General features: G+C 40.5%; 16 protein-coding genes and 2 tRNA genes. 10 read left to right on the top strand and 8 right to left on the bottom strand.

Features of this window, described 5'->3' with window-relative positions; genetic code table 11:
* Positions 1 to 50 precede the first annotated feature (50 nt).
* Positions 51 to 1,391: an NADP-specific glutamate dehydrogenase gene (gene gdhA / locus BCY91_RS05660; protein ID WP_120181047.1), complete on the bottom strand. Its 1,341-nt coding sequence runs from the start codon at positions 1,389 to 1,391 to the stop codon at positions 51 to 53.
* A 321-nt stretch (positions 1,392 to 1,712) separates the two neighbouring features.
* Between gdhA and BCY91_RS05655 the strand changes: the two genes are divergently transcribed.
* A tRNA-Val gene (locus BCY91_RS05655) sits at positions 1,713 to 1,790 on the top strand.
* A 133-nt stretch (positions 1,791 to 1,923) separates the two neighbouring features.
* On the opposite strand, the gene BCY91_RS05650 is transcribed toward BCY91_RS05655, so the two are convergent.
* Positions 1,924 to 1,997: transfer RNA gene (locus BCY91_RS05650), tRNA-Asn, on the bottom strand.
* A gap of 96 nt (positions 1,998 to 2,093) precedes the next feature.
* Between BCY91_RS05650 and BCY91_RS05645 the strand changes: the two genes are divergently transcribed.
* The 4 genes from BCY91_RS05645 (at position 2,094) to BCY91_RS05630 (ending at position 6,665) form a co-directional block, all read left to right on the top strand.
* Positions 2,094 to 3,008, top strand: coding sequence for a PfkB family carbohydrate kinase (locus BCY91_RS05645; protein ID WP_120181046.1), 915 nt, complete (start codon positions 2,094 to 2,096; stop codon positions 3,006 to 3,008).
* A 122-nt stretch (positions 3,009 to 3,130) separates the two neighbouring features.
* Positions 3,131 to 5,359: an ABC transporter substrate-binding protein gene (locus BCY91_RS05640; protein WP_120181045.1), complete on the top strand. Its 2,229-nt coding sequence runs from the start codon at positions 3,131 to 3,133 to the stop codon at positions 5,357 to 5,359.
* Positions 5,360 to 5,468: 109 nt separating this feature from the next.
* Positions 5,469 to 6,053, top strand: coding sequence for a YceI family protein (locus BCY91_RS05635; RefSeq protein WP_120181044.1), 585 nt, complete (start codon positions 5,469 to 5,471; stop codon positions 6,051 to 6,053).
* 198 nt (positions 6,054 to 6,251) lie between these two features.
* On the top strand, positions 6,252 to 6,665 hold the full coding sequence (locus BCY91_RS05630) for a response regulator (protein ID WP_120181043.1): 414 nt from the start codon (positions 6,252 to 6,254) through the stop codon (positions 6,663 to 6,665).
* On the opposite strand, the gene BCY91_RS05625 is transcribed toward BCY91_RS05630, so the two are convergent.
* Positions 6,648 to 7,430 carry an MBL fold metallo-hydrolase gene (locus tag BCY91_RS05625; protein WP_120181042.1) on the bottom strand — a complete coding sequence of 261 codons (783 nt, stop codon included), beginning with the start codon at positions 7,428 to 7,430 and terminating at the stop codon, positions 6,648 to 6,650. The genes BCY91_RS05630 and BCY91_RS05625 overlap by 18 nt on opposite strands.
* Before the next feature lie 103 nt (positions 7,431 to 7,533).
* Here BCY91_RS05625 and recJ point away from each other — a divergent pair, with 103 nt between their 5' ends.
* From recJ to BCY91_RS05605, 4 genes are all read left to right on the top strand, one after another.
* The gene (gene recJ / locus BCY91_RS05620; protein ID WP_120181041.1) at positions 7,534 to 9,234 is read left to right on the top strand and encodes a single-stranded-DNA-specific exonuclease RecJ; all 1,701 of its coding nucleotides are present in this window, start codon (positions 7,534 to 7,536) and stop codon (positions 9,232 to 9,234) included.
* 4 nt (positions 9,235 to 9,238) lie between these two features.
* Positions 9,239 to 9,973, top strand: coding sequence for an LPS export ABC transporter ATP-binding protein (gene lptB, locus BCY91_RS05615; protein WP_120181040.1), 735 nt, complete (start codon positions 9,239 to 9,241; stop codon positions 9,971 to 9,973).
* A 231-nt stretch (positions 9,974 to 10,204) separates the two neighbouring features.
* Positions 10,205 to 11,716 carry a GH3 auxin-responsive promoter family protein gene (locus tag BCY91_RS05610; protein ID WP_120181039.1) on the top strand — a complete coding sequence of 504 codons (1,512 nt, stop codon included), beginning with the start codon at positions 10,205 to 10,207 and terminating at the stop codon, positions 11,714 to 11,716.
* Positions 11,717 to 11,740: 24 nt separating this feature from the next.
* The gene (locus tag BCY91_RS05605) at positions 11,741 to 12,463 is read left to right on the top strand and encodes a pyridoxine 5'-phosphate synthase (protein WP_120181056.1); all 723 of its coding nucleotides are present in this window, start codon (positions 11,741 to 11,743) and stop codon (positions 12,461 to 12,463) included.
* 47 nt (positions 12,464 to 12,510) lie between these two features.
* On the opposite strand, the gene BCY91_RS17555 is transcribed toward BCY91_RS05605, so the two are convergent.
* A complete protein-coding gene (locus tag BCY91_RS17555; protein WP_182995314.1) occupies positions 12,511 to 12,660 on the bottom strand; it encodes a hypothetical protein in 150 nt (49 codons plus the stop codon).
* The gene (locus BCY91_RS05600; protein ID WP_120181038.1) at positions 12,650 to 12,898 is read right to left on the bottom strand and encodes a PIN domain-containing protein; all 249 of its coding nucleotides are present in this window, start codon (positions 12,896 to 12,898) and stop codon (positions 12,650 to 12,652) included. Before BCY91_RS05600 ends, BCY91_RS17555 begins: the two co-directional genes overlap by 11 nt.
* A gap of 170 nt (positions 12,899 to 13,068) precedes the next feature.
* On the opposite strand from BCY91_RS05600, the gene gcvP reads away from it, so the two are divergent.
* Positions 13,069 to 15,954 (top strand): aminomethyl-transferring glycine dehydrogenase, encoded by a 2,886-nt coding sequence (gene gcvP / locus BCY91_RS05595; protein WP_120181037.1) that lies wholly within the window; start codon positions 13,069 to 13,071, stop codon positions 15,952 to 15,954.
* 26 nt (positions 15,955 to 15,980) lie between these two features.
* Here the strand turns inward: gcvP and BCY91_RS05590 are convergent, their stop codons facing one another.
* From BCY91_RS05590 to BCY91_RS05580, 3 genes are all read right to left on the bottom strand, one after another.
* Complete coding sequence (locus BCY91_RS05590) at positions 15,981 to 17,954, bottom strand: tetratricopeptide repeat-containing sensor histidine kinase (RefSeq protein WP_120181036.1); 1,974 nt, start codon at positions 17,952 to 17,954, stop codon at positions 15,981 to 15,983.
* A 133-nt stretch (positions 17,955 to 18,087) separates the two neighbouring features.
* On the bottom strand, positions 18,088 to 18,636 hold the full coding sequence (rplQ, locus tag BCY91_RS05585) for a 50S ribosomal protein L17 (RefSeq protein ID WP_120181035.1): 549 nt from the start codon (positions 18,634 to 18,636) through the stop codon (positions 18,088 to 18,090).
* 89 nt (positions 18,637 to 18,725) lie between these two features.
* Complete coding sequence (locus BCY91_RS05580) at positions 18,726 to 19,718, bottom strand: DNA-directed RNA polymerase subunit alpha (RefSeq protein WP_120181034.1); 993 nt, start codon at positions 19,716 to 19,718, stop codon at positions 18,726 to 18,728.
* Positions 19,719 to 19,806 lie beyond the last annotated feature (88 nt).

Here is a 19,806-nt window from a genome sequence, read left to right as displayed (position 1 = left end):
TCGCCAAACATTTCTGCTTGGCGATTTAATATTAATGTGTCTGTTTAAGGTTAAACCACTCCCTGTGCTAACATCGCATCGGCAATTTTAACAAAACCGCCAATATTTGCACCCCGCTCATAATTTACGCGGCCATTTTCATCTTTCCCAAACTTCACGCAAATATCATGGATGTCTTTCATCACCTTTTTTAATTTCTGGTCAACTTCTTCGCGGGTCCAAGAATATCTTTGCGAGTTTTGAGACATCTCTAAACCAGATACCGCTACACCACCTGCGTTAGAAGCCTTGCCGGGCGCATAAAAAATATTGGAAGAATTGAAAGCGTTAACCGCTTCTGGCGTACAAGGCATATTAGCACCCTCGGCAACACAAATACATCCGTTAGTAATAAGCTTAGAAGCATCTTCTAAATTCAACTCGTTTTGTGTAGCGTTTGGCAATGCAATATCGCATTTGATTTTCCACGGCCTTTCATTTGCATAAAATGTTACACCAGGGAATCTTTTTGCATATTCTTTAATTCTGCCGCGTTTCACCTCTTTTAAATCTCTAATGAAAGCTAATTTTTCAGAATCGATACCTTGAGGATCATGTATAAAACCTTCAGAATCTGACATGGTTACCACTTTAGCTCCTTTCTCGATGCATTTTTCAACTGCAAACTGCGCAACGTTACCAGATCCGGATACGGTTACTATCTTGTCTTTCATGTTCAGGTTCTGAGTTTTCAAAATCTCTTCCACAAAATAAATCAAACCGTAGCCTGTTGCTTCCGGACGGATGTGGCTACCGCCCCACTCTGCGCCTTTACCGGTTAAAACACCGGTAAACTCGCCTTTAATTCTTTTATATTGGCCAAATAAATAGCCAATCTCGCGCTTACCCACACCAATGTCTCCTGCCGGGATATCTATATCCGCACCTACGTGACGGTAAAGCTCTGTCATAAAGCTTTGGCAAAAACGCATTACTTCGTTGTCAGATTTACCTTTTGGGTCAAAATCAGAACCGCCTTTACCACCGCCCATTGGCAAGCCTGTTAAGCTGTTTTTAAATACTTGCTCAAATGCCAAAAACTTTAACACACTTAAAGTTACCGATGGGTGAAAACGCAGACCGCCTTTGTACGGACCAATTGCGCTGTTCATTTGTACACGATAGCCTCTGTTTACCTCAACCTCACCTTTATCATTTACCCAAGGCACTCTAAAAAGAATAGCCCGCTCTGGCTCTACCATTCTTTCAAAAACCTTGTTATCTCTATAAATAGGGTTCTGTTCTACAAAAGGGAAAATTGATTCGGCCACCTCTGTAACGGCCTGAAGAAACTCGGGCTCATTCGCGTTTCTTGTTTTGATGATATTCAACGAATCATTAATGTTAGACATTTTCAGAAAATTTAGAAGTTCGGGCGCAAACTTAAAATAATTTATGGTAAAACCTTGTTTTTTTACGAATTTTTAAAGACTTTATACATTCTTGATGATATTCCATAATAAACCCTAAGCCAGCAGAAGGCTTATTAAACGACCGGCTGATAGCTTCTTAAAATTTACTTACCTGACGAAAAATAATTAGCTGACATCAAGCAAGTTAAAAAATTATTTGATTTTAAGACACTTTTTTATTCACTTTTTTTTGGATTTATAAATTTATGCTCTACTTTTGCAATCCCAATCAACAACAAACACACTGTTGAAGATCAAAAAGGGAGATTAGCTCAGCTGGTTCAGAGCACCTGCCTTACAAGCAGGGGGTCACTGGTTCGAACCCAGTATCTCCCACCACTCCAAAGCCGACGTAAGTCGGCTTTTTTTGTTTTAACCGATTACTGTTTTTTTATGTTTACTCTTAGGCGCTTCGCCACAAATCATTAAAAACAAAAAAAGCAATGCTGAAGTGCACTGCTTTTCTATTTTGCTCCCAAGCCTGGGCTCGAACCAGGGACCCTCTGATTAACAGTCAGATGCTCTAACCAGCTGAGCTACTTAGGAGTTTCTGGTTACCCCAAAAGGCATTCACCTTTCGGGAGTGCAATGTTCGGTATTTTAATTTATATATGCAATATTTGTAAAAAAAATTTAACATATATGAGCTTAGTCGTAATAGGAACCGTGGCTTTTGATGCTATTGAAACTCCTTTTGGTAAAACTGATAAAATTGTGGGTGGTGCAGCTACCTATGCAAGTTTAGCTGCATCGTACCTGTATAGCCAAACCAAAATTGTTGGCGTTGTTGGCAATGATTTTTTACCCCAGTATATTAAAGAAATCGAAAACCATGGGATAAACGTAGAAGGCTTGCAAGTTAAAGAAGGTCAAAAATCTTTCTTTTGGGCAGGCAAATATCATAATGATATGAACAGCCGCGACACTTTAGTTACCGAACTGAATGTGCTAGCAGATTTTGATCCTATTATCCCAGATTCTTATCAAGATTGCGAATATCTGATGTTGGGCAATCTTACACCTCAAATCCAAAAAACCGTTATCCAACGCCTAAGAAAGCGCCCAAAACTAATTGTAATGGACACCATGAACTTTTGGATGGATGTAGCCATGGATGATTTGCTAGAAACAATAAAACTGGTTGACGTTTTAACTATTAATGATGCAGAAGCCCGCCAGCTTTCCGGAGAATATTCTTTGGTGAAAGCGGCAAACAAAATTTTAGGAATGGGCCCAAAATACCTGATTATTAAAAAAGGGGAACATGGGGCTTTACTTTTTCACGGCGATCAAATTTTTTCTGCGCCGGCATTGCCCTTGGCAGAGGTATTTGACCCTACTGGCGCCGGCGATACTTTTGCAGGCGGTTTTATAGGCTATTTAGCTAGCGTAGGAACTATTAATTTTTCTAACATGAAAAACGCAATCGTTTTCGGTTCGGCTTTAGCGTCTTTTTGCGTAGAAAAATTTGGCACCGAGCGCATCAAAAACCTTCAAAAAGATGAAATTACTGCGCGCGTAAAAGAGTTTGTAAGCTTAAGCAGTTTCACTATTTAAAATTTTCTTTTCCAACAATTATTAAATCCTGTCGGTATAGTTGCCAACAGGATTTTTTGTTTGCTACAATCTTTTAGTTTTCCTTATATTTATAACGCGTCCCCGCACAACCTAAAAACCGTATGGGCATAAACCTTAGTAAACACGTCGTTTATAAACTGTGGAAACCAACATTCCTTGCTTTATGCGTTGTTTTAGGTACTATAAATGCCAATGCTGCAAAACAAGACCCCATAAAATTGCAATTAAAATGGCGCAATCAGTTTCAGTTTGCGGGTTATTATGCTGCACAAATAAAAGGCTTTTATAAAAATGAAGGGCTAGAAGTAGAAATTATCCCTGGTGGCCCCGGCGTTTCGCCGGTAGAGCAAGTTTATAATGGCAAAGCCGATGTAGGCGTGTTTGATTCGGGCATTTTATTAAAACAACATCAAGCAAAGCAGATGTGCGTGTTGGCCACCATTATGCAATCTTCTGGCTATTGCGTGGTAAGTTTAAAAAGTAAAAACATCACCAAACCTGCAGATTTAATTGGGAAAAACATTTTAGCCGACCATGATCAAGGGTGGGGTATATTTAAGGCCATTTTAAAAAAAGAAGGGCTTGACCCTGCCAAAATAAAGGTAACGGACCGAACCAAGGATTCGGAAGAAATTGGTTCTCCGGATGTAGATGCGGTAGTAACATACATCACATCGCAACCGCAAAGACTCCGGAACATGGGCTACCAAATCAACATCATGCGGCCCGAAGAATATGGCGTTGACTTTTATGGCGATGTTATATTTTCAACAAAAAAGTTCGCTTACGACGATACAAAAAGAACTGACGCCTTTATCCGTGCATCGCTAAAAGGCTGGAAATACGCTTTAGCACACCAAGAAGAACTCATCGACTATATTCTGACGCTTCCGGACGTTAAAGCTTACGGGGTAACAAGAGATGAATTGGTGCATGAGGCGAAAGAAGTGAAGCGCTTGATTATGCCAGATTTGGTTGAAGTTGGCCATAACAATTTAGGACGCTGGAAATATATGCTGCATTTATTGCAGGAACTTAACATAGCCGACAAAGACTTCAATCTTGCGAAGTTTGTTTACATGCCAGGCGCTAATAATACTGCCCAATGGTTAGTACCGCTAATTTATGTTTCAATTTTTATTTTAAGCATTGCAGTAGGTATTTCTTTGATCAACGTTCAGCTACGTAAAAGGGTGAAGTTGAAAACCCAAGAATTAGTAACAGAAATTGAACAGAGAAAACATGCAGAGAAAATGGCTAATGAAAGCCGCGAACAAATAGAGCTGATTCTCGAAAATTCGGACATTGGCTTGTGGACCATCCAACTTGATGGCAATAAATCCCGTTTCAGCAAAGAATTTAAGCGGATTTTATCTTACCCAGAAAGTCACGAGTTTACTGAAGCCAATTTCTTTAAAAAGATACATCCCGAAGATCTAAGGCTGACCCAGAAATTGTTTGACAAAAACCAGGACGGCGCCCGTAAAAAAATGGTGCAGTTTAGGATTGAGAATGCGCATGGCGAGTATATCTACGTTATCTCTTCGGCTAAGCTAATATCAGAAAACGGAAAAACCACTAAAATATCTGGCGTTTTGCTAAGTATAGACGAGTTAAAAAAGAAACAGATAGAAATCATGGAGGTTTCTCAAGAATTAACCCGGAGGAACGACGAACTTAAGAAATTCGCATACATCACCTCACACAATTTGCGCGCGCCTATAGTGAATTTATCTTCACTTGCCGCCATGATAAACAGCGAGGATTTTGACGATGAAAATCAACTGATTTTCAGCAAAATTCAATCCTCCATCAAACAGCTGGAAAATACTTTAGATGATCTGATTGACGTAGTTTCGCAAGAAAAAATCCAAACCCACACAATTGACAAAATAGATATTGCGCAGGCCATAAGCGATGTAACCCAATCTTTGGAACAAACCATTATTGAAAGCGGTTTATCACTTACACTTGATTTGGCTGTGGCCGATATTTATTACCCAAAGCCCTACTTTCAAAGCATCATTCAAAACTTGCTTACCAATGCCATTAAATACCGCTCGCCAGAACGGCCTTTGGTAATTAAAATTTCAACTTCAGAAGATAACAATTATACTAGGTTTACGTTTGCAGACAACGGGATTGGTATTGATATGGAAAAGAATAAGTTCAAAATATTTGGGCTATATCAACGTTTCAATCCAGAAGTGCAAGGGAAAGGAATCGGTTTGTTCATCATTAAGTCACATCTTGATGCGTTAAACGGCAAGATTGAAGTTGATAGCACTGTTGGCAAAGGAGCCTGTTTTACCCTTCTGTTTCGGCGATAAAATATACCTAACTGCCATAGCGGAACACGTGACTAAAATATTTTTGTTACATGTTTGAACATGCAACTTTAAAAAGCATCTTTGCGCATTGTTAATTAACATTTAGTAAATGAAAACACTCTCGCTTTTCTTAGCCCTCACCATTTCACTGCTGGCTTTTACAGCGCCTTCTGATGTTTACACGGTTGATACCACCCGTTCTAAAATAGAATGGATTGGCAAAAAAGTAACCGGAGCACATCATGGCGAGGTAGCGCTATCTGGCGGACAATTGGTTTTAAATGGCAATAAACTTCAATCAGGAAGCTTTGACATTAACATGAACAGCATAACAGTTAAAGATTTGAGCGGTACGAGTGCAACAAAACTGCTTGGCCATTTAAAATCTGAAGATTTTTTTGATACTGATAAATATAGCAATGCAAAGTTTGTGATCACTAAAGTTACACCACAAAGCAATGGAAACGCTTTAATTGCCGGAAATTTAACCATCAAAGGCATTACCCATCCCCTAAGCTTCCAGGCCAACATCAAACAAAAAAACGGCCTTGTAGTAGCTGTTGCTAATGGTGTAAAAGTTGACCGTACCAAATATGAAATTAAATATGGCTCCAGTAGCTTCTTAGCAGGTTTAGGAGATAAAGCTATTGACGACCATTTTGAGTTGAACATCAATTTGGTTGCAAAAAAATAGTTGCTACAAAGCATTTGAAATCCAGACTCTTAACCGGTCTGGATTTTTTATTTGTAACAATCATACATTTCAAACGCTGTTATTGCAGCTTAGGCTTATTTTTTGTGTGGCTAAACATTAGTTTGCGTGTGCGATACAAAATCAAAAAAAACGTGTTTTTTTGTAACCTCACAAACACTATTTCGTAAAAAAGCGTGCATGGAAAATAAACCTTTACAGATTTTAATTATCGACGACGACGAGATCAATAACTTTATCGCCGCAAGGTTAATTGATAAAATCCCGGTTAAAACACTCGTTAGCACCCGCTTAAACGGCCTGGAAGGGCTAAACTATATAAAAACAAACCTGAACGATGCTGAAAAACTTCCCGACATTATCTTTTTAGACATTAACATGCCGGTAATGAATGGCTGGGAGTTTTTAGATGAGTACGAGCAAATAAAACCTCAGTTGGGAAAAGAAATCTGCATAAACATGCTTTCTTCTTCCGTTTATAACGATGATATCGCAAAAGCGAAAACCTACCACACAGTTAATAAGTTTATATCAAAACCCTTAACGGTAGAAAAAATCAAAGAGCTTTACCAATCATTAAACATTATGGCCTAAATCCTTAATCTTTACCGCTTCATCTATAATTTCCACTGTACCTATCGCTTTTGTTTTAGCATGGTAAAATAAGCAAATCCAGTTTTCATCAGCCGCTTTTTGCCCATATACTAAACGTTCTTCCATCGCTTTGCGGCCATCATAATCATATTTAGCCATAAACTTCCGTTGCAGCTGCTCGGGTTCAGGCACTACGTCTCCACCAAAAAACACGTGTTTTCCTTCACTCTCAATATGAAATGCTTGATGGTAAGGGGTGTGTCCGCCTGTAACCTCATATGAAATATGTTCGTCAATTTCTCCGTCGCCCTCTAAAAACACAATCTGTCCCGAGCGTTGCACCACATCAAAAATCTCCGTTTTATACGAACTTGAATTGCTGCTATAAGCACTCTCCCACTCGCCGCGCTGGATAAAATAATCGGCATTCGGAAAACTTAAACCCAAGCTTCCGCCATTATCCATCACCATCCCGCCACTGTGGTCAAAATGCAGGTGCGACATTAACACCTTGCTCACATCCTCTGCCTTATAACCTGCGTTGCGGATGTTTTTATGTAAAATAAGCTCTCCAGATAGATCACTGAAGCCCAAACCAGTATCAATCAAAATCAAATCTTCTGCAGTTTTTATTAGAAACGGCTGTATAAACACAAACAAAGACGCCGGACGGTCGCTGGCTTTATCTACCGATGGATTAAAGGGAATAAATTTTTTAGAAGCATCAACAGAAAAAGACCCTTCAAACAAGGCTGTAACTCGCAAATCAGAAAATATTTAAAGTATCAAAAACCCGTTAAAATGGACAAATGGTATTGCTTAGCAAGCACTTTATACTGTATATTTACGGGTGATTCAAAGCAAATATATGGAAAAAAGGTGGGTAGAACAGGAAAAAGCTGATGCACAATTGGTTGAGAAGTTAAGCAACGAATTGAACGTTAGCGGAGTACTGGCAAGCATGATGTTGAGACGCGGGATAGCAACGCTTGAAGATGCTAAATCTTTTTTTAGGCCCACAATAAACCAACTACACGATCCTTTTTTGATGGCTGATATGGCCATCGCAGTTGCCCGCATTGAAGCCGCAATTGCTGATAATGAACAGATTTTAATTTATGGGGATTACGACGTGGACGGTACTACCGCGGTAGCCCTCACCTACTCGTTTTTTAAAAAGCTCCACCATAAAATTGATTATTACATTCCAGACAGGTACCAGGAAGGCTACGGAATCTCGTACCAAGGGATAGATTACGCAGCAGAGCGAGGTTACACCCTAGTAATTGCCCTCGATTGCGGCATTAAAGCCATTGAAAAAATCAATTACGCCAAAGAAAGAAATATCGATTTTATTATTTGCGACCATCACTTACCCGGCTTAGAAATTCCGAAAGCAGTGGCGGTGTTAGACCCCAAACGTGCGGATTGCAACTATCCTTACAAAGAACTTTCGGGTTGCGGACTGGGTTACAAACTTATCCAAGCTTTTGCGCTTAAAAACAAAATAGACCGTAGTGAAGTCGACTGTTTTTTAGACTTGGTAGCGGTTAGTATCGCGTCGGATATTGTCCCAATTACCGGCGAAAACCGCATATTAGCTTATTTCGGTTTAAAAAAACTAAATGAAAACCCTTGTAAAGGTTTGCAAGCCTTAAAAGAACTTTCTAACAAGACGGATGATTTTAGCATCACGGATATTGTATTTTCTATAGGTCCAAGAATTAATGCCGCAGGGCGGATTGATGACGCCAAAAACGCGGTTAAGCTTTTGATTGCAAGCTCTGCCGAAACCGCCGAAGATGCCGGTTTTATCGTTAACCTTAAAAACACCGAACGCCGAGAGCACGATGCAAATATTACCGAACAAGCTTTAGCGATGATTGGAAACTCGCCAGAAATGGTGAATAGGAAATCAACCGTATTGTACCACGAAAGCTGGCATAAAGGCGTAATCGGAATTGTAGCGTCTCGACTGACCGAAAAATATTACCGCCCAACCATCGTGTTAACAAAATCTAACGGCTTGGTATCGGGCTCGTGCCGTTCTGTTTCGGGTTACGATTTATATGAGGCGCTTACCGCCTGCAGCGATTTGCTAGAGCAATACGGCGGGCATAAATACGCCGCCGGCCTAACCATGAAAGCCGAAAATGTGGAAGCTTTTAGCAAGCGTTTTGAAGAAGTAGTGTCGGCATCCATCACAGATAATTTGCTCACACAAGAAATTGTGATTGAGGACGAACTGGCACTAGGCGACATCGATGCTAAATTCTTCCGGATTTTAAACCAGTTTGCCCCTTTTGGACCGCAAAACATGCCACCGGTTTTTATCAGCAGAAATGTATCTTCGTACCGTTATGGCAGCATTGTGGGCAACAACCATTTAAAAATGACCATCAGACAGAAAGACAGCCCTTTGTTTGATTGCATTGCCTTCGGCTGTGGTGATTACCTGGAACAAATCAATTTCGGAAAGCCTTTTGACGTTTGCTATACCGTAGAACAAAACGTTTGGAAAGAACGAAAAACCATTCAACTCAACATAAAAGGCATCAGAACTTATTAAACACATGATTTTAAAAGCAGAAAATCTGATCAAAAAATACAAACAGCGCGTGGTGGTAAACAATGTTTCTTTCCATGTTAGCCAAGGCGAAATTGTTGGATTGTTGGGACCAAACGGTGCCGGAAAAACCACTTCATTTTACATGATTGTAGGTTTAATTAAACCCAACGAAGGCAAGGTGTTTTTGGAAGACGAAGAAATTACCGAAGACCCCATGTACCGCCGGGCGCAAAAAGGCATTGGCTATTTGGCACAAGAGGCCTCTGTTTTTAGGAAACTGAGTGTGGAAGACAATATTTTGGCGGTTTTGGAAATGTCGGGAATGCCAAAAAACGAACAAAAGCATAAACTAGAAGAGCTGATAGACGAATTTAGCTTACATAAGGTGCGCAAAAACCGTGGCGATTTACTTTCGGGAGGCGAACGCCGGAGAACGGAAATTGCGCGTGCGTTGGCGGCAGATCCTAAGTTTATATTGTTAGATGAACCTTTCGCCGGTGTGGATCCCATCGCCGTGGAAGAAATACAGATGATTGTGGCCAAATTAAAACACCGCAACATCGGTATTTTGATTACGGACCATAATGTTAACGAGACTTTGTCCATAACAGATAGGGCTTATTTATTGGCCGAAGGAAACATTATGCTTACAGGCACCCCGCAAGAAATTGCTGATAATGAGATGGCACGTAAATTTTATTTAGGGCAACATTTTGAGTTGAAGATTAAGAAGTTTTAAAGAGACGTGAGTATTGAGATGTGAGATATGTGTTTGATTTTGAGTATCGAGACACAAGTATCAAGAACGTTGCGGACATTAAGCTGTGGCCTGTCCATAAGAACCAATGAACTAACCGTCAGGCACATCCACTAATGACTAATGAATCAGTGAACTTAATGAACTCCTAACCACAAAACAGGTACTAATGACTAATGAACCAGTGAACTTAATGAACTCCCTAAAAAAAACATGACAATAGTTAACTCTTTTTTAAACTGGTACATAAAAAAACGTATGCACCAGATAGAGCTGTTTATGAAATACCCCGAAGAGGTGCAGGAAGAGTGGTTTGGTTGGTTAATCAATGATGCCGTAGGTACGCAATGGGGGAAAAAATACGATTACCGCTCGATAGAGACTGTTGAGCATTTTAAAGAAAGGATACCGGTACAAACCTACGATTCTTTAAAACCCTACATTGAAAAAATGCTGGCAGGTGAGCAAAATGTGTTATGGCCTTCGGAAATTAAATGGTTTGCCAAATCATCCGGCACCACTAATGATAGAAGCAAGTTTATCCCGGTAAGTGAGGAGTCTTTAGAAGATTGCCACTTTAGAGGCGGAAAAGACATGTTGGCCATTTATTGCAACAACCGCCCAGATGCTAAAATGTTTACCGGTAAAAGTTTGGTGTTGGGTGGTAGCCATCAAATAAACCAGCTTAGCCCCGACTCTTATTATGGTGATTTATCGGCCGTAATTATCAAAAATCTACCTTTTTGGGCAGAGATGATGCGGACGCCGGGAATTTCCATCGCTTTGATGGATAATTATGAGGAAAAAATTGAGAAAATGGCGCATGCCACTATCGGCGAAAATGTGACCAATATTGCCGGCGTGCCTACCTGGACCATCGTTTTAGCAAAGCGGATTTTGGAAATCACCGGTAAAAAAGATTTAATGGAAGTTTGGCCTAATTTAGAACTTTATGTACACGGTGCAGTTAATTTTGAGCCTTACCGCGAGCAGTTTAAAAAACTGATTGATAATCCGCAGATGTACTATCTGGAAACTTATAATGCTTCCGAAGGATTTTTCGGCATCCAAGACCAAAGCGACTCTAATGATTTGTTATTGATGCTAGATTATGGTGTTTATTATGAGTTTATACCGCCAGAAGAGTTAGACAAAGAATTTCCGAACACCGTTTCTTTGTCTGATGTGGAATTGGACAAAAACTATGCAATGGTAATCAGTACCAATGCCGGCCTTTGGCGCTACATGATTGGGGATACCATTAAGTTTACCACCAAAAACCCTTACCGGGTAAAAATTACCGGGCGCACTAAACATTTTATCAATGCTTTTGGGGAAGAGGTAATTATCGATAATGCTGAAAAAGCGCTTAAAAAAGCGTGCGACGATACTAACGCACAAATTAGAGATTACACGGCCTGCCCAATTTATTTTAAGGATAACGAGCCTGGCGCGCATGAATGGATTATCGAGTTTGAAAAAGCACCCAAAGAATTTGAGCGTTTTATAGACATACTAGACAATACCTTGCGCGAGGTAAACTCGGACTATGACGCCAAGCGTTTTAAAGATATGGCGTTAAAACGGCCCACGGTGCATCAGGCACCAAATGGGATTTTTTACAATTGGCTTAAAGCCAAAGGTAAGTTGGGTGGACAGCACAAAGTGCCACGTTTGGCTAACGACCGTAAATACGTACAAGAATTGTTAGAAATGATGCGTTGAAGCATCGGGCTTAAATGAATGAACATGTCGAACTGCAAATTATCTGTAAACATCAATAAAATAGCTACACTTCGCAACTCAAGAGGTGGCAATAATCCTGATTTGGTAAAGGTAGCTTTAGACTGCGAAAGATTTGGTGCGCAAGGCATCACCGTACATCCCCGCCCAGACGAGCGCCACATCCGCTATCAAGATGTTTTTGATTTGAAAGGCCAAATTGATACCGAGTTTAACATTGAGGGTAACTGCCAAGAGCAAAAGTTTGTTGATTTAGTGCTTGCTAATAGGCCCGCACAAGTTACTTTAGTTCCGGATGCGCAGGGCCAAATTACTAGCAACCACGGCTGGGATACCGTTAAACATCAGAATTATCTTCAGGATATCATCGCAACTTTTAAAGAAGCCGGCATTCGCGTTTCTATTTTTGTGGACCCTAACGTAGAAATGGTTGAAGCGGCAAAAACTACCGGAACCGATAGGATAGAACTTTACACAGAAAGTTATGCAACAAACTACCTGCACGATAAAGAAAAAGCTATTGCGCCCTACATCGCGGCAGCAGAAAAAGCAAAAGCGCTAGATATTGGCTTAAACGCGGGGCACGACTTGGATTTGAACAACCTGAAATATTTTGCAGAAAACATCCCCGGATTATTAGAGGTAAGTATCGGTCATGCCTTAATTTGCGATGCTTTGTATTTAGGTTTAGAAAACACTATTCAGCGTTATTTATATCAGTTGAAATAGCACGGCAGACTTACGAAGTTTTTGAAACTTCGTAAGTCTTATAAATTTTAGGCAATTTTGATTTTTCCTTCTCGCACTTTCTGCATAAACTCACGCTTCTGCATTAATGTCATTCCTTCCATCTTCTTAGCTAATTTTTCTTTGATACCTCGAAAAAAAGCAACACTATCGAATTCTTTTTGCTCGTTATTTTTCATCTTTCAAAAACTCTAGCGGCGAACGAATATCTATTAATGGATAACCCATCCGCATATTGATTGAATTAAACATTTTTATCTTATCAAAATTAACAATATGCTTAAAATTCCAGCTTATTAAGCAATCTAACCGGTAAACTGATGATAATGCAATATGATAGGCGTCATTTTCGCTTGCTTTCCCTAATGCCCGTTCAGAAATATAGGTTTTAGCTAAATTTTCCACTTCTTCCGACATTTCAATAAAAGTTAAACAGTCCGCAGGAATTCGTTGTCGCATTCGGAATAAATTTACGAAAATTTGCGTCTTAAATCTCATTTCAATTTACAAATTACCTACTTTTGCGCCGTGTTATGAAATGCATAACGCTTTAATTTTTCATCAGATAAAACACCTCTCCCGGCGCAATGAAATTGAATGTATTTTATAAGGAAGCTTTTGAAACCCGACACATCGCCCCAGACCTGCAAAACACCCAAGCTATGCTCAAGAGCATTGGCGCCGACAGTCTGGATGCCCTTATAAATCAAACCGTTCCAGAAAACATCAGATTAAAACAGGCACTTAATTTACCCGAGCCTAAAAGCGAGTTTGAATACCTCAACAAATTGCGCCAAACGGCATCGAAAAATAAAGTCTATAAATCCTACATCGGCCAAGGCTATTATGATGTAATTGTGCCGGCGGTTATCCAAAGAAACGTATTAGAAAACCCGGGTTGGTACACACAGTACACGCCTTACCAAGCAGAAATTTCGCAAGGGCGTTTGCAGGCATTGTTAAATTTCCAAACAATGGTGATTGATTTAACCGGGATGGAAATTGCCAACGCTTCATTGTTGGATGAAGGCACTGCAGCCGCCGAGGCCATGTTTATGCAATACAGCTTGCGTAAAAATCAAAACGCAAAATCTTATTTCGTTTCCGAAGAGGTGTTTCCACAAACCATCGACATTTTAAAAACGCGCGCACAGCCCTACGGCATCACTTTAATCATCGGCAATCACCAAACAGCGGAACTAAATGAAGATTTTTTTGGTGCTTTAGTGCAATATCCGGCGGGGCAAGGTGCTGTTTACAATTACGGTGAATTTGCAACTGCAGCGCACGAAAAAGACATCAAACTTACCGTTGTAGCAGATTTGATGAGCCTTGCCTTACTAAGCCCTCCGGGCGAGTGGGGTGCTGATATTGTAGTAGGCACTACCCAACGGTTTGGCGTACCCATGGGCTTCGGTGGCCCACACGCTGCTTATTTTGCTACCAAAGAAGTTTACAAACGCAGTATGCCGGGCAGGTTAATTGGCGTTACCATCGACGCCCATAACAATTATGCTTTGCGCATGGCTTTGCAAACCCGCGAACAGCACATCCGCAGAGATAAAGCCACTTCAAACATCTGTACGGCGCAAGCTTTATTGGCAATTATGGCAGGAATGTATGCCACTTACCATGGTCCGCAGGGCATAAAAGCCATTGCACAGCGCATACATGGTATGGCTGTTTTGCTAAGTAAAGCCTTGGCGCAATTTGGTTATCAGCAGCTAAACGAAAGCTACTTTGATACCTTAAAGTTTTCTGTCGGCGATTTGGTAAACCCAATACATTCCGAAGCCTTGAACAACCAGTTCAATTTAAATTACGACGGCGACATCATCACCATTGCACTTGATGAAACTACCCGTTTGCACGATATTGAAACCATTGTAAAGGTTTTTGGGAAGGTAAAAGCTAAGACGCTAAACGATATAGATATTTATGCTTTGGCAGAAGAAGTTGAAAGCACCATTCCCGTTTCACAACAGCGTACTAGTGATTTTTTAACGCATCCGGTTTTTAACACGCACCACTCGGAGCATGAGATGTTGCGCTACATTAAATCGTTAGAAGCAAAAGATCTTTCTTTGTGCCATTCTATGATTCCTTTGGGGTCTTGCACTATGAAACTAAATGCCACTACAGAGATGATTCCGGTTACATGGCCAGAATTTTCTTCTTTGCATCCATTTTCGCCTGCCGACCAAACTGGCGGTTATATGCAAATCATGGCCGAGTTGAATACCTGGTTGGCAGAAATTACCGGCTTTGCAGCGATGAGTTTGCAACCCAATGCAGGCGCACAGGGCGAATATGCCGGATTGATGGTCATCAGAGCTTATCATCATGATCGCGGAGAACAACACCGTAATGTGGTTTTAATTCCTTCGTCTGCGCACGGTACCAATCCGGCTTCTGCGGCAATGGCCGGGATGAAAATTGTGGTTACAAAATGTGATGAACGGGGCAATATTGATGTTGCTGATTTACGCGCGAAAGCCGAAGAGCACGCGGCTAACTTAAGTTGCCTGATGGTGACTTACCCATCAACCCACGGAGTTTTTGAGGAGTCCATCATTGAAATTTGCGATATCATCCATAAACACGGCGCACAGGTTTATATGGACGGTGCCAATATGAACGCGCAGGTAGGGCTTACCTCCCCGGCAACCATTGGTGCAGATGTTTGCCATTTAAACTTGCACAAAACTTTTTGCATTCCGCATGGCGGAGGCGGTCCTGGTATGGGACCAATTGGTGTCGCTAGTCATCTTGTACCCTATTTACCCGGACATAGCGTGGTGGATATCAACCACGAAAAATCAATACACGCGGTTTCTGCGGCGCCTTGGGGTTCGGCGTCTATTCTTTTAATTTCGCACGCTTACGTTGCCATGATGGGCACAAAGGGCTTAACCCGCGCTACCCAATTTGCCATATTAAACGCTAACTATATCAAAAGCCGCTTAGAGCAACATTACCCAGTTTTGTATGCCGGCGCTAATGGACGTTGCGCCCATGAGATGATTTTGGATTGTAGAGGCTTTAAAAACTTTGGCATTGAAGTTACCGACGTAGCAAAAAGGTTAATGGATTATGGGTTTCATGCGCCTACGGTTTCGTTTCCGGTTGCTGGAACGCTAATGGTAGAACCCACAGAATCTGAACCTAAAGAAGAGCTGGATCGCTTTTGCGATGCGATGATTGCCATCCGTGCAGAGATAAGAGCGGTAGAAGAAGCTCTTATTGATGGAAAAAACAATCCACTTAAAAATGCACCGCATACTATGAGCGCGGTAACTGCAAGTGATTGGGATAAGCCTTATAGCCGCGAGCAAGCCGCATTTGCATTACCATACTTAAAGCAAAACAAGTTTTGGCCTTCGGTGGGTCGTGTAAATGATACTTTTGGAGACCGTACCCTCATATGTAGTTGCCCACCGGTAACTGATTACGAATTTGATGTATTGGTATAAATATTAAAAAGAGATAATTAAGAATATTATCTCTTTTTATTTAAAGTAAAACAAAAGACCGTACCACCCTGTAAACCAGGGTGTGCCCAAATTTTTCCGCCGTTTGCTTCTACAAATTCTTTGCATAAAGTAAGCCCTAAACCGGTACCCGATTCATTGTTTGTGCCCTTACGGCTAATGCTTTGTGGTGAAAATATTTGTTCCAATTGCTCTGGCGGAATCCCGATACCGTCATCTGCCACGCAAATGCTGTACTGCTGCGGCGAATAATCTTCTGCATAAATTTTAATGATGCCTTTATTAGGTGTAAACTTAATGGCGTTAGCTAACAGGTTTCGCATAACAAAAGAGATATAATGCGCATCGGCGTTTACTTCCTTCCCCTGCAAATCATCTACTTGCACGTCAAGTTCCTTTTTTTGGATTGCTTCTGTATTTAAAGCTACGCTTCGATCAATCAAAAGCGAAAGCATCAAATTCTGAGGTTTGTAATCGCCACCTTTAATTTGGGTTTGGCCCCAGAGTAGTAAATCTTCTAAAGTAGCCAGCGCAGATTCTGTTTGCGTAAGCAGCATACCTAAATAAACGTCTGCTTCTTCTGGTGTTAAATCGCCATTTTTTAATAGGCCAAGCAATCCAAGCGAAGTACTTTCATGTCCACGCAAATCATGCCCAATAATTGAGAGCAACTTATTTTTGCTGCTATTACTTTGGCTAAGCTGTTCCTTTTTTTGTGAAAGCACCCAATTCAGGTTTTTGAGACGTAATAACGCAAAAACCAATGCGCCCAATAACAAGCTGCAGAACAACAGTACGCCAAATAAGATATTACGTTCACGGGTTTTCTGAAACAACAGATCTTCGTTCTCTTTTAGCCGCTTATTTGCTTTTAGGAGGCCTAAATTTACCTGAGCTTCCTGTAAAACACGTCCGCTTTCTTCGTTGGCTTGTTTATCCCGTAACTCCGTATATGTACCGAGGTATCGATATGCCTTGCGGTAATTTTTCTGTTGTTCACTCAATTCGCTAAGCTTTGTATAAATTTCCAAACGCATATCTATTAAGCTAAGTTCAATAGCACGTTTATCCAAAGCCAACAGCAGGGCTTCTGCTTCATCAAAATTTCCTGTACTTGCTAAAATTGGCGGGATATTGATCTCTACGCGTACTTCTTCCTCTTTTAAATAATAACTTTTTGCTAGCGAAGCTGCTTTTTTAAGGTACGATAAAGCTTCAGCAATGTGTTTCTGCTCTTTATAAACTAAACCAATATTCTGTAAATCAACTACCTGATCAACAACGTCCTTCTCTTCTACCCCTATTTTGTAACTCGTATTAAAAGACGCTAACGCTTCTGCATAATGGCCCTGCATGGCCTTTACAATGCCTTTATTCCGCAGTATCTCCTGTTTTAAAAAAGAAACATGGTTAACCGCATTTACCGAGTCTGCCTTCTTGCAAAAACTCAAACATTCCACAGGCTTGTTCTGTTTAATTCTTAGGGTCGACAGCTTTAGATAACTGCTCACAATGCCAGGCACATAACGCGCCTTCTCAGAGATAATCAAAGCCTTTAAAAAAGACGACTCCGCTTTTATATACTCACCCTTTTTTGCCCACATTACCCCCAAAGAATTGATTAAATCCGCTTCCGCGGACTGGTTGCCAGTTTTTCTAGCTATCTCAACAGCTTCTCGGTAATACCGCTCGGTCAACTGAAAGTACCCATGCTTTGACAATACAAAACCTAACGCACGATAAATTTTTAAACGGTTAGGCGATGTAGCAGGCTTGCCATATATGGAGAGTAGGCGATCTCCCGCAACAATAATTGTATCGGGGTTGCTAACAGAAGCATCTTTTAGGCTTTGGAGTTCGCGCTCTAACCTCAGCGAATCTGCCCGGGTAGTTAATTGTGCCACAGCACCGCTCCAAGCAAACGCCAATATTAAAATAGTTATGATTCCCAGCTTAAAACTGTATTTCGATTTAGATAACATAAAAAGTTTTAGGACGCATTAAGATAATTAATTATCACGATGCATATGCTTTTTATAAAAAATAAAAACGGTAAATTTAAGGCAAAAAAAAACCTTCGGGTTTCCGAAGGTTTCTTATAAACTTTATTTATTCTTACTCAGCAGATTTTTCTTCTTTTGCCTCGTTAGCATCTTCTGCAGGCGTTTCAGCAACTTCTGCTTTCGCTTCAGTTTCTTCTGCCTTTGTAGTTGCCTCTTCAGTAGCAGTAGTTTCAGATTTTTTAGCTTTTGAACCTCTTCTACGAGTAGCTTTTTTCTCAACCTTAGCCTCTGCATTGTAGGTAGTGTTAAAATCTACCAATTCAATCATTGCCATTTCTGCGTTGTCGCCTTGGCGGTTAGCCAACTTTACAATCCTAGTGTAACCACCTGGACGGTTAGCTACTTTCTCTGCAACCTCGCGGAACAATGTAGTAACTACTTCTTTTTTCTGTAAATAAGAAAAAACTGTACGACGTGAGTGTGTAGTGTCGTTTTTAGATTTTGTAATCAAAGGCTCTACATAAACTCTCAAAGCTTTTGCTTTTGCCAAAGTAGTCACAATACGCTTGTGCTCAATTAAAGAAGAAGCTAAGTTAGAAAGTAAAGCTTTTCTGTGAGCTGTTTTACGACCTAAGTGATTGTGTTTTTTTCCGTGTCTCATTACTATTTAGTTTGTGCATACCGTCAGCTCAAGCCACCATGGCGAGCCGGGAATTATGCTACATTATTTACAAGCGTTTACAAACGGGATTATTCCTCGTCTAATTTAAATTTTGCCAGGTTCATACCAAAAGATAAACCTTTTGATTTTACTAATTCCTGAATTTCAGTTAACGATTTTTTACCGAAGTTCCTGAACTTCAACATATCGGCAACATCGTAAGAAACCAACTCGGCCAATGATCTGATATCTGCCGCTTTTAAGCAGTTTAATGCACGTACAGATAGATCCAAATCAACCAATTCGGTTTTTAAAATTTTACGCATGTGTAAAACTTCTTCGTCAACCTCTTTGGTTTCTTCTTTAGCCTGAGACTCTAACACCAAGTTCTCATCAGAGAAAAGCATAAAGTGCTGGATTAAAATTTTCGCAGCTTCTTTTAATGCTTCTTCCGGATGGATAGAGCCATCAGTGGTGATGTCTAAAACTAACTTTTCGTAGTCGGTTTTTTGTTCAACACGGAAGTTCTCAATGGTATACTTTACGTTTTTGATCGGAGTGTAGATCGAGTCAATTGCAATTACACCTACCGGAGCATCAGCATTTTTATTTTCCTCTGCAGATACGTAACCTCTACCTTTGTTGATGGTCAACTCAATCTCTAAAGTAACAGAATCTTCCATGTTACAGATTACAAAATCGGGGTTTAAAACCTCAAAGTTGTTAGAGAATTTAGTAATGTCGCCAGCTTTAAAAGTCTCTTGACCGTTAATGATCACAAAGATTTTTTCGGTATCGCCAGAGTCGCCGTTTTTTTTGAAGCGAACCTGTTTCAAATTAAGGATGATATCCACAACATCTTCTGCCACACCTTTGATGGTAGAAAACTCATGAGAAACACCTGAAAAACGAACAGAGGTAATTGCGAAACCTTCTAATGAAGAAAGCAAAATTCTTCTAAGCGAGTTACCAATGGTAACACCGAAACCAGGCTCCAACGGGCGGAATTCAAACGTACCGTCGAAATCTGTTGATTTCTGCATAATTACTTTATCGGGTCTCTGAAATGCTAATATTGTCATTTATGTGTGCCTTATGTTAATCGTTAATTTCTGGATAAAATAACTAAGCCGGCCCCTGTAAAACAAGAGCCAGCTAGTAATATTATCA

The organism is Pelobium manganitolerans (genome assembly GCF_003609575.1).
In the GTDB taxonomy this organism is placed as follows: Bacteria; Bacteroidota; Bacteroidia; order Sphingobacteriales; family Sphingobacteriaceae; genus Pseudopedobacter; species Pseudopedobacter manganitolerans.
Note: the sequence above shows the minus strand (reverse complement) of the source record. Positions and strands in the feature narration are given on the sequence as shown.

Coding starts and splice junctions, on each gene's coding strand:
- BCY91_RS05640 (WP_120181045.1), top strand. CDS start 3,131: ATGGGCATAAACCTTAGTAAACACGTCGTTTATAAACTGTGGAAACCA.
- BCY91_RS05630 (WP_120181043.1), top strand. CDS start 6,252: ATGGAAAATAAACCTTTACAGATTTTAATTATCGACGACGACGAGATC.
- BCY91_RS17555 (WP_182995314.1), bottom strand. CDS start 12,660: ATGAAAAATAACGAGCAAAAAGAATTCGATAGTGTTGCTTTTTTTCGA.
- BCY91_RS05600 (WP_120181038.1), bottom strand. CDS start 12,898: ATGTCGGAAGAAGTGGAAAATTTAGCTAAAACCTATATTTCTGAACGG.
- BCY91_RS05610 (WP_120181039.1), top strand. CDS start 10,205: ATGACAATAGTTAACTCTTTTTTAAACTGGTACATAAAAAAACGTATG.
- rplQ (WP_120181035.1), bottom strand. CDS start 18,636: ATGAGACACGGAAAAAAACACAATCACTTAGGTCGTAAAACAGCTCAC.
- BCY91_RS05590 (WP_120181036.1), bottom strand. CDS start 17,954: ATGTTATCTAAATCGAAATACAGTTTTAAGCTGGGAATCATAACTATT.
- BCY91_RS05580 (WP_120181034.1), bottom strand. CDS start 19,718: ATGACAATATTAGCATTTCAGAGACCCGATAAAGTAATTATGCAGAAA.
- lptB (WP_120181040.1), top strand. CDS start 9,239: ATGATTTTAAAAGCAGAAAATCTGATCAAAAAATACAAACAGCGCGTG.
- recJ (WP_120181041.1), top strand. CDS start 7,534: ATGGAAAAAAGGTGGGTAGAACAGGAAAAAGCTGATGCACAATTGGTT.
- gdhA (WP_120181047.1), bottom strand. CDS start 1,391: ATGTCTAACATTAATGATTCGTTGAATATCATCAAAACAAGAAACGCG.
- BCY91_RS05645 (WP_120181046.1), top strand. CDS start 2,094: ATGAGCTTAGTCGTAATAGGAACCGTGGCTTTTGATGCTATTGAAACT.
- BCY91_RS05635 (WP_120181044.1), top strand. CDS start 5,469: ATGAAAACACTCTCGCTTTTCTTAGCCCTCACCATTTCACTGCTGGCT.
- BCY91_RS05605 (WP_120181056.1), top strand. CDS start 11,741: ATGTCGAACTGCAAATTATCTGTAAACATCAATAAAATAGCTACACTT.
- gcvP (WP_120181037.1), top strand. CDS start 13,069: ATGAAATTGAATGTATTTTATAAGGAAGCTTTTGAAACCCGACACATC.